The organism is Lentzea kristufekii (genome assembly GCF_033949925.1).
In the GTDB taxonomy this organism is placed as follows: Bacteria; Actinomycetota; Actinomycetes; order Mycobacteriales; family Pseudonocardiaceae; genus Lentzea; species Lentzea kristufekii.
The window spans coordinates 144529-158854 of sequence record NZ_JAXAVV010000009.1; the positions used below are offsets into that span (position 1 = coordinate 144529).

The 14326-nt window shown below is 70.0% G+C and carries 14 protein-coding genes; 3 read left to right on the top strand and 11 right to left on the bottom strand.

Annotation, left to right across the window (positions count from 1 at the left end; all coding sequences use genetic code 11):
* Positions 1-9 precede the first annotated feature (9 nt).
* The 8 genes from SK571_RS19905 to SK571_RS19940 form a co-directional block, all read right to left on the bottom strand.
* On the bottom strand, positions 10-1806 hold the full coding sequence (locus SK571_RS19905; RefSeq protein ID WP_319985584.1) for an ABC transporter ATP-binding protein: 1797 nt from the start codon (positions 1804-1806) through the stop codon (positions 10-12).
* Positions 1807-1839: 33 nt separating this feature from the next.
* Entirely contained in the window at positions 1840-2868 is a 1029-nt protein-coding gene (locus SK571_RS19910) for an iron-siderophore ABC transporter substrate-binding protein (protein WP_319985585.1), read from the bottom strand.
* A gap of 93 nt (positions 2869-2961) precedes the next feature.
* Positions 2962-3795, bottom strand: a complete 834-nt coding sequence (locus SK571_RS19915; protein WP_319985586.1) for an ABC transporter ATP-binding protein — start codon at positions 3793-3795, stop codon at positions 2962-2964.
* A 29-nt stretch (positions 3796-3824) separates the two neighbouring features.
* Positions 3825-4889 (bottom strand): FecCD family ABC transporter permease, encoded by a 1065-nt coding sequence (locus tag SK571_RS19920; RefSeq protein ID WP_319985587.1) that lies wholly within the window; start codon positions 4887-4889, stop codon positions 3825-3827.
* Positions 4886-5944 carry a FecCD family ABC transporter permease gene (locus SK571_RS19925; protein WP_319985743.1) on the bottom strand — a complete coding sequence of 353 codons (1059 nt, stop codon included), beginning with the start codon at positions 5942-5944 and terminating at the stop codon, positions 4886-4888. Before SK571_RS19925 ends, SK571_RS19920 begins: the two co-directional genes overlap by 4 nt.
* A 41-nt stretch (positions 5945-5985) precedes the next feature.
* Positions 5986-6429 carry a hypothetical protein gene (locus SK571_RS19930; protein ID WP_319985588.1) on the bottom strand — a complete coding sequence of 148 codons (444 nt, stop codon included), beginning with the start codon at positions 6427-6429 and terminating at the stop codon, positions 5986-5988.
* A gap of 473 nt (positions 6430-6902) precedes the next feature.
* Positions 6903-7289 carry a hypothetical protein gene (locus tag SK571_RS19935; protein WP_319985589.1) on the bottom strand — a complete coding sequence of 129 codons (387 nt, stop codon included), beginning with the start codon at positions 7287-7289 and terminating at the stop codon, positions 6903-6905.
* A gap of 35 nt (positions 7290-7324) precedes the next feature.
* A complete protein-coding gene (locus tag SK571_RS19940) occupies positions 7325-8194 on the bottom strand; it encodes an alpha/beta hydrolase (protein WP_319985590.1) in 870 nt (289 codons plus the stop codon).
* Between the two features lie 81 nt (positions 8195-8275).
* On the opposite strand from SK571_RS19940, the gene SK571_RS19945 reads away from it, so the two are divergent.
* A complete protein-coding gene (locus SK571_RS19945; RefSeq protein WP_319985591.1) occupies positions 8276-8602 on the top strand; it encodes a DUF3099 domain-containing protein in 327 nt (108 codons plus the stop codon).
* Complete coding sequence (locus tag SK571_RS19950) at positions 8599-8979, top strand: NAD(P)-binding protein (RefSeq protein WP_319985592.1); 381 nt, start codon at positions 8599-8601, stop codon at positions 8977-8979. The genes SK571_RS19945 and SK571_RS19950 overlap by 4 nt, the downstream gene beginning before the upstream one ends.
* 266 nt (positions 8980-9245) lie before the next feature.
* Here the strand turns inward: SK571_RS19950 and SK571_RS19955 are convergent, their stop codons facing one another.
* On the bottom strand, positions 9246-10571 hold the full coding sequence (locus tag SK571_RS19955) for a TIGR01777 family oxidoreductase (protein WP_319985593.1): 1326 nt from the start codon (positions 10569-10571) through the stop codon (positions 9246-9248).
* A 187-nt stretch (positions 10572-10758) separates the two neighbouring features.
* On the opposite strand from SK571_RS19955, the gene SK571_RS19960 reads away from it, so the two are divergent.
* Positions 10759-11421 carry a lytic polysaccharide monooxygenase auxiliary activity family 9 protein gene (locus SK571_RS19960; protein WP_319985594.1) on the top strand — a complete coding sequence of 221 codons (663 nt, stop codon included), beginning with the start codon at positions 10759-10761 and terminating at the stop codon, positions 11419-11421.
* Between the two features lie 54 nt (positions 11422-11475).
* Here the strand turns inward: SK571_RS19960 and SK571_RS19965 are convergent, their stop codons facing one another.
* Together SK571_RS19965 and SK571_RS19970 are read right to left on the bottom strand one after the other, a co-directional pair.
* Positions 11476-13788 carry a beta-L-arabinofuranosidase domain-containing protein gene (locus tag SK571_RS19965; protein WP_319985595.1) on the bottom strand — a complete coding sequence of 771 codons (2313 nt, stop codon included), beginning with the start codon at positions 13786-13788 and terminating at the stop codon, positions 11476-11478.
* A gap of 202 nt (positions 13789-13990) precedes the next feature.
* On the bottom strand, positions 13991-14302 hold the full coding sequence (locus SK571_RS19970; protein WP_319985596.1) for a hypothetical protein: 312 nt from the start codon (positions 14300-14302) through the stop codon (positions 13991-13993).
* Positions 14303-14326: the final 24 nt, after the last annotated feature.

The window sequence follows — 14326 nt, forward strand, 5'->3', positions numbered from 1 at the left end:
TAGCCTAACCTAAGTATTTGCGGTTCCGAATCGCCAAGCGGCCCAAAGTGCCGCGTAACGCCCGTCACGCGCGACAAGTTCTTCGTGAGTTCCCTGTTCCAGCACGCGACCCGCGTCGAGGACGGCGATCCGGTCCGCGGCGATGGCCTGGGTCAGGCGGTGCGCGACCAGGAGTGTGGTGCGGCCCCGGCAGGCCGCGAGCGCGGCGCGTTCCAGCGCGGCGGCACCCTGGCTGCCGGCCTCGGCCGTCGACTCGTCCAGCACGACGACGGGGGAGCGGCCGAGCACCAGGCGGGCCAGCGCGATCTGGGCGACCTTGGTCACGTCGAGCCGTTCGCCGCCCTCGCCCACATCGGTCTGCAGGCCCTGCGGCAGCGCCTCGACCCAGGAGTCCGCGCCGACGGTCCGCAACGCGTCCATCAGCTCGTCGTCGGTCGCATCCGGTGCGGCCAAACGGAGATCCTCGGCCAGCGGGCCGGCGAACACGTGCGCTTCCTGGGTCAGGATGCTGACGAGTGCGCGGGCTCCCGCCTCGTCCAGGGTGGCGAGGTCGGACTCGCCGATGTGCACGGAACCGGTCAGCGGCGTGCCGGTCCCGGCGACCAGCGCCGCCAGCGTCGTCTTGCCCGCGCCGGTCGCGCCGACGAGCGCCAGCGACGTTCCCGCCGGGATCTCCAGGTCGACGTCCCGCAGCACGTCGTGCTCGGATTCGGGGTAGCGGAAGGAAAGTCCGCGCACCGACACAGGAAGCGGCTGTGCTCCGGGGTCCACGGCCACCGCGCTGCGCACGAGCTCGTCGCCGTCGGACTCGGTGAGCATGCCGACCAGCCGCGTCAGCCCGGCACCGGACTTCTGCGCCTCGTCGAAGAAGGCCATGATCAGGCCGAGCGGCACGAACAGCTTGTGGAACAACAACGCGGCGACGGAGACCTGGCCCAGCGACGACTGCCCGTTCGTCACCAGGAAGTAGCCGACGACGATGATCAGGCCGAGACCGATGAACTCGGCGCGGTTCTCCCGTCCGATGAACCGGCCGAAGAACCGGAAGACGTCGATGCCGATGTTGCGCACCCGCCACGACTCCGCGGTCACCTTGTCCCGGAACGCGTTCTCCAGGCGGTAGGCGCGCACCGTCGCGATGCCGTCGAGGCCGCTGATCAACGCCTGCGCGCGGTCGGCCTGGGCCTCGGACCGGGCGCGGTAGAGCGGCTGTGACCGCGGCAGGTACCACCGCAGCGCGAGCCAGTAGGCGGGCAGCGCGCAGGCGCCTGCGAGACCGAGCCGCCAGTCGAGCCCGAACATGCCGGCGGTGGCGATGACGACCAGGACGACCGCCGAGAAGATCGTCGGGATCGCCGTGCGGAAGCCCTTGGAGATGACGGCCACGTCGTCGCCCACGCGGGAGAGCACGTCACCGCGGCCGACTTCCTCGATGCGCGCGCTGGGCATCCCGAGCACCGCCCGGACCGCGCCTTCCCGCAGGCGCGCCAGCATCTCCGCGCCGACGCGGCCGACGAGGTAGGTCGAGACCGCGGTCATGACCGCCCCGGCCAGTGCCGAGACGACGGTCGCGATGCCGATCGACCAGAGGATCGACGCGTCGCGCCCCTGCACGATCCCGTCCACCACGGTGCCGAGGAGGAACACCGGGACGATCTGCAGCACCGCCCCCGCCACCGTCGCCACCACGGTGGCGATCGGCAGGGCGGGGGTGGAGCGGCAGTGGTCGAGCAACCAGCGGGAGGCCTCCCGTCCGGACGCCGTGCGCAGGATCTTCGACGGCGCGCCGGAGACGCTCGTGGTCACGAGGGGAGGCCTTTCGCTGGTGTTGTGCGTGGATCAGGCGCCGGACTTGGCGGCCTTCACCAGTTCGTCGATCGCGTAGGGCAGGGACGGCAGGGTGGCCTGCGAGATCGCGGCGCCGACCGCGGGACCCTCGCTGTCGAGGATCCAGTGGACCTTGCCGGCCTTGACCGCGGGCAGGTTCGCGAACAGCTGGAAGTTCTTCAGCGCGTCCGCGTCCGCCTTGTCCGCGATCACGAAGATGCGGTCGGTGTTGATCAGGTCGATCTTCTCCGGCGAGAGCTTGGCGGAGAAGCCGCCCTCCGCGATCTCGTCGACCTTCGTGTTGCCCTTGAAGCCGATGCCGGTCACGAGCTGGCCGCGCACGTCGGTGGTGGTGAACGGCACGATCGCGTCCTTGTACCAGGTCACGACGGTGGCGGTCTGGTTCGCGAAGTCCGGGTTGGCCTTCTTGGCCTCGGCGAGCTTGTCGTCGAGGCCCTTGATCAGCTTCGCGCCCTCGTCACCCTTGCCGACCGCCTTCGCGATCTGCAGCACGTTGTCCTGCCACTTCGCGCTGAAGGGCTCCTTCTCCTGCTTGGTGCGGCCGACCACCGGTGCGATCTTGGTCAGCTTGTCGTACCAGGCCTGGTCGGCCTCGGAGTACACCGCGACGATCAGGTCGGGGCGCAGCTGCGCGATCTTCTCGTAGTTCGGCTCGGTGTCGCCGTTCTTCATGACGACCTCGGGCGTGGTCGAACCCCACTTGTCCTTCACCCAGGCCCACTGGGTGTTGATGTCGGGCTTGGTGCCCTCGGGGTTCGGGTACTGGTCGACCATGCCGACCGGGACGACGCCGAGCGCGAGCAGCGTCTGGTCGTCGGTGTAGCCGAGGGAGAGGACGCGCTTGGGCGCCTCCTTGATCTCCGTCGTGCCGAAGAAGTGCTCGACCTTGGTCGGGAACGTGCCACCGGAGGCGTTGCCCGCGTTCGGGGTCGTGGCAGGCGTGGAGGAACCGCACCCGGCGAGGACGCTGGCACCGACCACCACGGCTGCTGCCACAGCGGTCAGTCGCTTCCAGGTCATGGTCGTTCTCTGGCCCATTCGGCACCTCTTCTTCGCTGCCCACGCGGCGGGGGAAATTAGGACCCCCGAACCTTATCACCCGGTTAGGGCAGGCTAACCAAGGTCTTGGTCACTCTTCGATACCACGTGGGTCCGTCCGATCGGGACGATCAGCGGACGCTCGCTCACCGGGTCGTCGATGACCTTCGCCTGCAGGCCGAACGTGTCCAGCAGCAGCTCGCTCGTGATCACTTCGCCCGGATGCCCCTGTGCGACGATCGACCCCGACTTCATCACGATCAGGTTGTCGCTGTAGCGCACGGCCAGGTTCAGGTCGTGCAGGACCATGACGATCGTGCAGCCGCCCTCGTGCAGGTCGTCGACGAGGTCGATCACGTCGATCGCGTGCGCGAGGTCGAGGTAGGTCGTCGGTTCGTCCAGCAGCAACAGGTCCGTGCCCTGCGCGAGGGTCATGGAGATCCACACCCGCTGCCGCTGGCCGCCGGAGAGCGAGTCGACCGGGCGGTGGGCCAGATCGGCGACGCCGGTCATGTGCAACGCCTTGGCGACGACGTCCGCGTCGTCGCTCGACCACTGGCGCACCCAGCTCTGGTGCGGGTGCCGGCCGCGGGCGACCAGGTCGGCGACCGTGAGCCCCTCGGGCGCGATCGGGGTCTGCGGGAGCAGGCCCATCCTCTTCGCGATGTCCTTGGTCTTGAGCCGCGCGATGTCACCGCCGTCGAGCAGCACCGTGCCCTGGCGCGGTTTGAGCAGCCGGGACAGCGTCCGCAGCAGCGTCGACTTGCCGCAGCCGTTGGGTCCGATGACCGTGGTGATCACCCCGGTCGGGATGGCGACGTCCAGGTTGTCGAGCACGACCCGGTCGGCGTACCCGACCGTGACGCCCTCGGCACCCAGTCGGGCGGCATCGTTGCGCAGCGCGGTCATAGGCCAACCTTACTTAATGCAGGCTTACCTCAGGCCGCACGCCTGAGGTTCGCCCGCACCAGCAGGTAGACGAGGAACGGACCACCGATGATCGCCGTGACGATGCCGACCGGCAGGTCGTTGGGCAGGACGGTCCGCGCGATCAGGTCCGACCCGATCAGCAGCAGAGCGCCGAACAGCCCTGACGCGATCACCGGCGGCACGGGGGAGCGCAGCAGCCGCATGGTGATCTGCGGCCCGACCAGCGCCACGAACGGCACCGGACCTGCGGCGGAGACCGCGACACCGGCCAGCAGCACCGCGCAGAGGAGGAGCACCGCGCGCACGGCCGAGTAGCGCACACCGAGACCCGCGGCGACGTCGTCACCGAAGTGCATGGGCTGCATCTGGAACACGACGGCCAGCACGACGACGACCAGCGCGACCAAGATCCAGAGCGACGCCCACACCTCGGCCCACGACCGCGAGTCGAGCGACCCGACGAGCCACCTCTGCGCGCGCGTCACGTCGCGGATGTCGCCGAGCGTCAGCAGCCACGTCGTGAGCGCCTGCATGACCGAGTTGACCGAGACGCCGATGAGGATCAGCCGGAACCCGTCGATGCCCTTCTTCCACGCCAGGAAGTAGACGAGCAGACCGGTCAGCAGCCCACCGATGAGCGCGGCCGCGGAAAGCCCGATGGCGCTGCCGATCGCCGTGCCACCGCCCGCCGTCACGACGAAGACCGCCGTGGCGCTGGCGCCACCGGTGATGCCGAGGACGTCGGGGCTGGCCAGCGCGTTGCGCGCGATCGACTGGGTCAGCGCGCCGGAGATGCCGAGCGCGATGCCGGCGATGAGACCGACCAGGGCGCGCGGCATCCGCAGGTCCATGATCACGAACTCGTCGACCCGCTCGCCCTGCCCGATGAGCGTCCGGAACACGGCGGGCAGTTCGATGGTGAAGTCGCCGACCGCGATCGACACGCAGAAGATCAGGAACGTCAGCGCCGCCAGCACGACCGTGACGAGCACGGTCCACGGCCGCCAGACCCAGGACCAGCCGCCGATGCGGATGCCGCGGTGCAGTTCGGGTGTCTCCGGTGCGGTGATCATGCCTGCCTGAACTTCCCGAGCCAGACCAGCACCGCGAAGAACGGGGCGCCGATGAGTGCGATGACGATGCCCGCCTGCAGTTCGGCGGGACGCACGACGAGCCGGCCCGCGATGTCGCTGATCAGCAGCACGGCCGCGCCGAGCAGCCCCGCGTACGGCACCAGCCAGCGGTAGTCCGGCCCGGTGAACCAACGGGCGATGTGCGCGACCATCAGGCCGAGGAACGCGATCGGCCCGCACGCCGCCGTGGCAGCGCCCGCGAGCAGCGTGACGGCCAGGACGCCGACGGTGCGGCCGGCCGCGATGTTCACGCCGAGGCCGCGCGCGACGTCGTCACCGAGGTTGAGCAGGTTGATCACGGGCAGGTTGATCAGCGCCAGCACGAGGCCGACGCCGGTGAAGATCGCCGCGACCGTGATCACGTCGAACCCGACGCCCTGCACCGAGCCCGCGTTCCAGAACCGCAGCACGTCGAGAGTCTGCTTGTCTCCCAGCGCGACCGCGGTCGTCATCGCGGCCAGGAACACCGTGACGCCCTGCCCGGCCAGCGCGAGCGTGAGCGGGTTGCCCGCGCCGCGCCCGAGGCTCGACAGCCCGAACACCACCACGCCCGCCACCGCGGCGCCGAGGAACGCGAACCACATGTACTGGACCGGGTTCTGCAGGCCGAACAGGTAGACCGAGAGCACCACGGCGAACGACGCCCCGGAGTTGACGCCGAGCAGGCCGGTGTCCGCGATGGGGTTGCGGGTGTGGCCCTGGATCAACGCGCCCGCGACGCCGAGCCCGATGCCCGCCACGATCGCGAGCACCGTCCGCGGCACGCGCAGCGTCTGCACGATCAGCGTGATCTCGACGAGCCGCTGGTCGTCGCCGGGATCGCCGAACAACCCCTGCCACACCTCGGCCGGGGTGAGCGACCGCGCGCCGATCACCAGCGACAGCACCGCCGTCACGGCCAGCAGCACCAGCAGAGCCGCCAGCCCCAGCCGGCGCCGCCGGTGCGGGTTCTGCCCGGGCGGTGCGGCCTCGGGTCCGCGTTGCTCCACGACCATGCTCACGACGGGCTACGTTAGCTCCCGCCCGGCCCGTCCGGTCAGGGCACCCTAACTTCGACCGCCCGCACGGTCTTCTCCAGAGCCCCGCCCAGCACCTTCCTGCCGAGCAGCCCGAGCGAGAGACCGAGCAGTTTCCCCTTCAGGTTCTTGCCTTCCCGCACCACTTCGGCGTGCACGAGCGTCGTTCCGTCGGCCTGCCTCGTGAACGTGTAGGTGTGGCCGGAACACCCGCCCCACACGTTGGAGTCGACGGTGGTCAGCACGACCCGGCCGAGGTCGGACCAGTCGTAGTGCAGGCGCTCCCAGATGCCGCCGGACCCCTCGGTCACGTCCGCGAACGTGTCGCCCCGCTCGTGCACCCGCAGGTCGGCGTCGGCGCTGTTGGGGAACAGCTCCGCGCGGCCGGGGCCGAAGTCGGTGAGCCCGGCGACGAACTCCTCGGGCGTCGCGGTGGTCTGCTGGGTCAGGGTGATGGTGGGCATGTCGTCCGCTCCTCGTGTTGCTGTTGCAGGAGTCGGACTTCCCGGGCCAGGGTGTCGTTCGCGCCCGTGAGTGTCCCTGGTCGCAGGTGCTCCCGCAGGCGGTCCGCCTCCTCGTCGCGGCCCCTGTTGTTCCAGCATGCCGAGCGCTCGCCGCCAGACCTCCGCGGCCCGTTCCGGGCGGCCGAGCGCCAGGTGGGTGTGGCCGAGGTTCGTCAACGTGCCGGCCGTGCCGCAGTCGTCGTCGGCGGCCCGGTACGACTCGACTGTGCAGCGCGGCGCGCGACCGCCGCGGCGGTTCGGTGCCCCAGACGCGTCCGGTCAGCTGCGTCACGGTCACGACCTTGTTGACGTCGATCGCCAGCGCCGCCAGCACGCACCGCTGCCGCGCGTGCCCGAGCTCGACCGCGACGCCGTCGACGCGGGCGCCCACCTCGCAGAGCAGGGCGATCCCGACCGCCACGGCCGCCCTCCGGTCAGCTGTCCTTGCCGACGGAGAGGAGCGACACGACGGCCAGACCCGTGTTGACGGCGGAGATGATCGTGGTCAGCTTCGCCGCCTTGGCCGGCAGTTCGCCGCGCCTGCCGGCGTAGACGGCGGCGGCGGTGTCCGTGGCGTGGATCAGCACGGCCTGGCGCAGGACCCGGCGGGCGTGGGCGTCACCGCTCTTCAGCATCAGCAGGTCGACGCCCAGGACGAGGGTGCGGATGCCGAACATGCGGGCCGGGTAGACGAACCTCCTGTCGTCGCCCAGCTCGTCGCCGAGGCTCTTCGCCATCCGGTCCGCGGCGACCAGGCCGAGGGCACCGTTGAAGATCCGGACGCAGGCCAGAGTGGTCCGCGTGACATCGCCCAGCTTCATGCCGCCACCTCGTGTCGATCTCGGTTTCGCGAAGTCTAGGAGAGACGTGCGGCGAGCCACCGCTCGATGTCGTCTCGTGCCGCCCGCGCCATCTTGGTGTCGCGGTTGGTGAAGCCGTGCAACGACTCCGGGTAGACCCTCAGGTCGACCTCGCCCACCGCCGCCACCCGTGCCGCCATGGCCAGGTTGTCCTCCAGCAGGACGTCCAGGGCGCCGACGACCATCAACAGGGGCGGCAGACCGCGCAGGTCGCCGTAGATCGGTGAGATGTCCGGGACGGTGCGGTCGGGCGCCTGCCCCGCGTAGGCCTCGATGAAGTACTCGTTCGCGATCAGCCGGCCGGCGGGGGTCAGGCCGCTCAGGTCGTAGGTGCCGAACTGGAGTGCCGCGCCCGCGAACGGGTGGTCGCGCAGCCGGAGCAGCGTCGTCACGGCGAGGGTGGCGCCCGCCGAGAAGCCGCCGATGACCATCCGGCGGGTGCCGAAGCGTTCCTCGGCGTGGTCGATCAGCCAGCGCGCCGCGGTCTCGGCGTCGTCGGGCGCGGCCGGCCACGGGTGCTCCGGAGCGAGCCGGTACTCGACGCCGACGACCACGACGCCGAGCGCGTCCGCGAGCCGCTGGTCGCGTTCGTCGTCCTGCGCGGTGACACCCAGGTAGAAGCCGCCGCCGTGGAGGTGGAGGTAGACGCCGTTCGGACGGCCTCGCGGCTCGTGGATCCTGACGGGCACCCGCCGGCCGTTCGCCTCGACCGTCGTCGAACCGCCGAGCGTCGCGGGCCTCATCTCCCGGAGTTCGCTCGCGTTGGCCGGGCCTCTTCTGGTTCCCCTGCGGGCGTTCTCGCTCCGGGCCTCCTCGGCGTGCCGCGCCGACTCCGGGGCGATGAAGTCGTTCAGGCTCAGTCGCACTTGGGCATCCCCCTGCCGTGTTCGGTCCGTCGAGTCAACCAGCCGCCGTGACGCAGGAGACACGAACCCGATCGGCCTCCGATGCGAACCTCTAGGAGATACGGAGGTGTTGCTGTGAACTCGTCCAGGCGAGAAGACCCCGTGCTGATCACCTCGGCCGCCCCGTCGTACCAGGAACAGCTCGCCGCACGGCGCCGCAGGTACGCCCTGATGATGAGCCTGCGCATCCCGTGCATCGTGCTGGCCGTGGTGTTCGCGAAGATCTGGTGGCTCGCGCTCGCCCTGATCCTGCTGTCCGTTCCGCTGCCGTGGATGGCCGTCCTCATCGCGAACGACCGGCCGCCGCGCAAGGCCGAGAAGCCCCAGAGCCTGCAGCGGTCGCGACGGGCGATCGAGGAGTCGCGGTGATCGGTTTCACGGTGGTGGTCGGGTACGGGGATGCGGCACTGGACGTGCTGAGACACCTGCCGTTGCACGTCGAGAACCCGGAGGTCGTGGTGGTCGACCCCGACGCGATCGCGTTGACCGGTGCGCTGGCCAACGGCGCCAGGGCCGTGCGGGGTGACGGGCGGGACGTCTGCGCGCTGCGGCAGGCGCAGACGCAGTTCGCGGCACGGGTGGTCGTCGCCGTTCCCGACGACAGGGACGGCCTGCAGATCACCATGGCGGTGCGCGGCCTCAACCAGACGGCGGTCATCGTCGCGGCGGTCCGCGAGTCGGTGAACCAGGAGCTGTTCACCAGGCTGGGCGCGGACGAGGTCTTCGTGCGCGCCCGATCCGCCTAAGCAGGTTGCCGGAAGTTGTGTCCGTTACTCGCCCTGCGGACATGCGTCCGGCCCCCTGGCGTCTGCAAGTACCACCAACTCAACATCAACAGGCACTTCGCTACCACCAACAGGCCTGTTCTGGCCTGAGGGAGGTACAGCGGTCCGGCGGACGAGCGGCGGGTTGGGTGTGGTTGACGGCGATTCGATCATGAGTTGGTGGTACTTGCAGACACACTCGGCGCCACCGAGCCCAGATGTTCCGGACAGCACCTCTGGTCAGGTGCTTAGTTCGTGCGGCCCAGCAGGTGCCGCAGTGCCGGTTCGAGGTCCGGGTACCGAAACCTGTGCCCGGCCTTGGTCAGCACGGCGGGCCGGACCAGCTGGCTCGCCTCGGCGAGTTCACGCGCGCCCTGCTCGCCCAGCAGGAGCCGCGGCCCGAACGACGGCACCGGCAGCAGCGCGGGCCGGTGCAGCACCTTCGCGAGCGTGGCGGCGTAGGTGCTGTTGCGCACGGCGTCCGGGGCGACGGCGTTGACCGGCCCGCTGAGCCCGGTGTCGTAGAGCGCGCGGTGGTAGACGTCGACCAGGTCGTCCATGCCGATCCACGACTGCCACATCCGCCCGTCGCCGAGCCTCCCGCCCAGCCCGGCGGCGAACAGCGGGTGGAAGAGCCGCAGCGTGCCGCCGTTCGGGGACTGGACCAGCCCGGTGCGGACGTTCACCACCCGCACGCCGGCCGACGCGGCGGGTGCCGTGGCGGCCTCCCAGTCGGCGACCACGTCCGCTAGGAAGCCCTCACCTCGTTCGCTGTCCTCGGTGAGCTCCTCGTCGCCGCGGTCGGCGCCGTAGAAACCGATCGCGGACGCGCTGACGAACACCGGCACACCGGTGGCGGCGGCCAGATCGGCGAGTGCCCTGGTAGGGCCGATCCGGGACGAGCGGATCGCCCGCCGGTGCGCGTCGGTGAACCTGCCCGCGATCGACGCGCCCGCCAGGTGCACCACGGCGTCCACATCGGACAGGAGGTCGGGCGCGGGGCGTTCGGGATCCCAGCGCCGCTCGTCCGGGGCGGCGGGGGAGTGGCGGACCAGCTTCACCACCCGGTGGCCCGCCGTGCTGAGGAACGACCACAGCGCGGTGCCCACAAAGCCGCTGCCACCGGTGATCGCCACCGTGATCGGCCGGTCGCCGGCCTTCCGCGCGGAGGCCTGGGCCGCCAGGTCGGCGGCGAGCTGGCGGTGCCGGTAGGCGAACATCGACCGCAGCAGCGCACCGGGAACCGGCGTCTCCACGCGGTCGGTCATCCGCGTCCGGTCGCCCTCCGCCGCGAACTCGTGGGTGTGCCGCCACTTCAGCGCCCAGCTCAGCGGCGCGGAGTCCAGCTCGTCGACGAACCGGTGCGGCGGCTCGAAGCCGGTGTGCCGGGCACCCCAGCGCAGTCCGAGCGGCAACCCCAGCACCGCGCGACCACCGTCGAGGGTGCTCGCCTCGCTCACGACGCCCACCGGCTGCCACGGCGGCGAGAGCCGGTGGATGGCTCCCGGCCGCGCGTGCCAGGCGAACACCTCGTCGAGGGGAGCGTCGACGACGCTGGAGAAGATCAGGGACATGCTTCAACGATAAGTGCGCCCTGGGGCGTTCGCTTGATGGATCGTCGGGCAGTTCGGGGCGAATGTCGTGATCACTCCGCGTGCCCTTGTGATCTCTGAGAGTCATCTGTAGGGTTGATGTTCTGGGAGCGCTCCCAATCCGCCGCTGCTGTTTGAACGTCGATCATCGGAGATCGGAGGCTCATTCATGCGCACGCGCAGCACCTACGGGTCGCTCACCAGACGGCGGGGCTTCATCGCACTCGTCGTCAGCGCGCTGGTCTGCACGTTCCTGTGGACCCCCACGGCGTCGGCACACGGCACGATCGTCGGCCCTGCCACCCGCGCCTACCAGTGCTGGCAGACGTGGGGAAGCCAGCACACGAATCCGGCCATGCAGCAACAGGACCCCATGTGCTACCAGGCCTTCCAGGCCAACCCCGACACCATGTGGAACTGGATGAGCGCGCTGCGGGACGGCCTCCGCGGGAACTTCCAGGGGTCCACTCCGGACGGGCAGCTCTGCAGCAACGCCCTGACGCGCAACAACTCCCTGAACACGCCCGGCCGGTGGAAGACCACCAGTCTGGGCAGCACCTTCTCGATGCACCTGCACGACCAGGCCAGTCACGGAGCTGACTACCTGCGCGTCTACATCAGCAAGAACGGGTTCGACCCGACCACCCAGCGCCTGGGTTGGGGCAACCTGGACCTCATCACGCAGACCGGCAGGTTCGCTCCGGCCAAGGACATCAGGTTCAACGTCCAGACCAACGGCACCTACCGCGGCCACCACGTGGTGTTCACGATCTGGCAGGCCTCACACCTCGACCAGACGTACATGTGGTGCAGTGACGTGAACTTCGGCTGACACGGCCGGAGCGGTGCGTGTCCCCGGTGGTCTCCGGGGACACGCACCACGCGTTCAGTTCGCGACCAGGCGCCAGCGGTTGTCCGCGCTGCCGTTGTCCGAGTCCTGCACGACCTGCGCACCCGCGGTGGTGGAGCCGTTGAGGACGCCGAGCAGCTTTCCGCTGTGGGCGTTGCGGACCTTGTAGGTGCCGTCGCCGTTGGGGACGAAGGTCCACCTGTGGTCGGCGGTCCCGTTGTCGGACCACTGCAGGACACGGGCGTTGTCCGCCGTGGACATGTTCTCCACGCCGAGGACCTTGCCGCTGTGGACGTTGCGCAGCCGCACGTCGGACCCGTCGGTGATCAGCTGCCAGTCGTGGTCGGCCGTTCCGCTGTCGTGCCACTGCACGGCCAGCCCACCGTCCACCGTGGACATGTTCTGGATGCCCAGCACCATGCCGGTGCCCGCGTTGACCAGCCGGTGGCTCGCGGTGGCGCCGCCGGTGCTCCAGTAGACGTTGTAGTTGAAGCCGTGGGCGTCGTGGAACGGCCCGAGGTTCACCCGCACCCCGTTCGCCGTCGCCGTGAACGCCAGTGACGTCGTGCTGGTGCGCGTGACGGAGCCGACGTCCAGCGACGGCAACGCGGACAGGGTCGTGTTGCCGTAGTTGCCCGCGAGCACCGCCGGGCCGTAGGTCAGCGCGACGACGCCGGCGTTGTCGTTGGCGGGCTGGGCGATCACGCGCATCGGCAGCCGCAGCGCCACCACGTCGCCGGACGTCCACGAGCGCGTCAGGGACGCGTAGGTGCCGGGCGTCGCGGTCACGTTCTGCGCCACGCCGTTGACGCTGATGGTCGCGCCCGTGGTCCAGGCGGGGATGCGCAACCGCATCGTCCACGAGCCGGCGGCGTTGCCGGTGACGGTGAGCGTCGTGGTGTCGCTCGCCGGGTAGCTCGTGGTCTGGGTGACGGTGATGGCGCGTGCCGACCACGTGAGCACCGACGGCGTGTACAGGTTCACCGTGAGGGTCGTGCCGCTGTGGAAGTAGACGGAATCGGCGAGTTTGGTGTTGGTCTCCAGTCCGGTGCCCTGGCAGCACCAGAACGTGCCGTAGTCCGTGCTCCAGTTGCCGCCGCCCCACGCCGGACCGGTGTTGCCCCTGCGGTGGCCGGGGTTGAGACCGGTGAAGTAGCAGATGTGGCCGTGGGGGTCCGCCGGGTTCTGCTGGCCGATCAGGTGGTTGAGCAGCGCGCGCTCGTAGTAGTCGAAGTAGGCCGCCCGGCCGGGGTCGGTCAGCCAGAGCTCCCGGGTCAGCTTCAGCATGTTGTAGGTGTTGCACGCTTCGCACGCGTCGGTGTTGAGGTAGGCAGCGATCGCGTTGGGCGCGCGGAAGTGTTCTGCCTGGCTGTTGCCGCCGATGACGTAGGTGTGCGCTCCGACGGTGATGTTCCAGGCGTTGAGGGCGATGTCCCGGTAGCGGGTGGTCCCCGTCGCCTTGTACTCGCGCGCCGCGCCGATCCACTTCGGCACCTGGGTGTTGGCGTGCAGGCCGTTCAGGCGGTCCTGGCCGGACGCCAGCGGGTCGAACACCGCGGCGTGGTCGAACCGCTGGGCCGCCGTCAGCCAGCGGGAGTCGCCCGTCTGCTGGTACAGATCGGCCAGCACGGCGTTCATGCCGCCGAACTCGGTGTTCAGCACCGACTGCATCCGGCTCTGGGGCAACCGGGCCGTGCGCCAGTCCACCCATCCGGCGAAGCGCAGCAGCACGTCCCTGGCCTGGGTGTTGCCGATGTATCGCCACACGTCCAACAGCCCGGCGAGGGTCTTGTGCAGCGAGTAGTACGAGACGGACTTGGGGGAGCCGTTCTCCAGCGCGTCGAAGTCCGACTCGGGGAAGCCCGACAGGTACCCGGTGTTGAAGCCCGCCGCCGAGTTGTTCGCCTGGCACTTGGCCAGTTCCGCGACCATGTGGTTCGCCCTGTCCCGGCACGTCGTGTCGCCCAGGACCGCCCACGCCTGCGCCCAGGCCGTGAGGAAGTGCCCCTGGCTGTGCGTGCGGAACGGGAAGTTCGGCGCCTCCCAGCCGCCCAGCGCGGCGGCGCCGTTCGTCGACAGCCGGTGGTTGGCGCGGAAGTTGTAGAGCAGGCGGTCGACGTCGACGAAACGCAGGTAGGACAGCGTCCGGTTCTGGTTGTCCAGCCATCGGCCGGAGGTCAGCCGCACCTCGGACAGGTCGAACGGGTGGGCCGACACACCGGCGTCGGCGCGCACAGGCGGTACCGAGGCCGCCTGCGCGGACCCGGCCACCAGTGACGGCGCCGTGGTCGCGAGGGCGGCCACACCCGCGGCTTGGAAGAGCCTGCGTCGACTCAACGGTGAGGACATGAGGATGCTCCAGTCGCTCGGCGAAACTGCAGTCGCGGCGCGCAACGGAATGTAGCCACGACGTTGCCGGGAGGTCAACGCTCAATGTGAGCGTTAACTTTGAGCAATGTCGCGACCGGAGGCATCTCTCATGCCTTGATCAGTCAAGCCCTGTTAGCGTTCACAGCATCTGGCGAACGGCTCCCCGCAGGGCTGGCCGACCTCAGCCGCGCTTGCGCCGGGCCGGCGTGATCGCCGGTTCGTGCTCGGGGCAGTCCGTGCGCAGGGCCGCCAGCGGCAGCGGGATGCGCAGCAGGTGGCAGTGGTGGGGCGCGTCCGGCTCGGGGTACTCGTCGCGACCGAAGAAGCGGCACGTCGTGCACGTGTGCGTCACGCTCACCACGCCCGCGCGCTGCAGGTCCGCGATCGCGCGCAGGACGGTGTGCAGCGTGACGACGACCAGGAGGGCGAGTTCGACGAGGTGCTGCCAGTAACGGCGCAGGACGATCGACCGGGCGTCGGCATCGGTGGCCACCCGGCCATCATGCCAAGGCCCGCA

Bases quoted from the DNA above. Each gene is read 5' to 3' on its own strand.
- SK571_RS19910 (WP_319985585.1), bottom strand. From the start codon at position 2,868: ATGACCTGGAAGCGACTGACCGCTGTGGCAGCAGCCGTGGTGGTCGGT.
- SK571_RS19955 (WP_319985593.1), bottom strand. From the start codon at position 10,571: ATGTCCCTGATCTTCTCCAGCGTCGTCGACGCTCCCCTCGACGAGGTG.
- SK571_RS19920 (WP_319985587.1), bottom strand. From the start codon at position 4,889: ATGATCACCGCACCGGAGACACCCGAACTGCACCGCGGCATCCGCATC.
- SK571_RS19965 (WP_319985595.1), bottom strand. From the start codon at position 13,788: ATGTCCTCACCGTTGAGTCGACGCAGGCTCTTCCAAGCCGCGGGTGTG.
- SK571_RS19945 (WP_319985591.1), top strand. From the start codon at position 8,276: ATGCGAACCTCTAGGAGATACGGAGGTGTTGCTGTGAACTCGTCCAGG.
- SK571_RS19935 (WP_319985589.1), bottom strand. From the start codon at position 7,289: ATGAAGCTGGGCGATGTCACGCGGACCACTCTGGCCTGCGTCCGGATC.
- SK571_RS19925 (WP_319985743.1), bottom strand. From the start codon at position 5,944: ATGGTCGTGGAGCAACGCGGACCCGAGGCCGCACCGCCCGGGCAGAAC.
- SK571_RS19930 (WP_319985588.1), bottom strand. From the start codon at position 6,429: ATGCCCACCATCACCCTGACCCAGCAGACCACCGCGACGCCCGAGGAG.
- SK571_RS19960 (WP_319985594.1), top strand. From the start codon at position 10,759: ATGCGCACGCGCAGCACCTACGGGTCGCTCACCAGACGGCGGGGCTTC.
- SK571_RS19915 (WP_319985586.1), bottom strand. From the start codon at position 3,795: ATGACCGCGCTGCGCAACGATGCCGCCCGACTGGGTGCCGAGGGCGTC.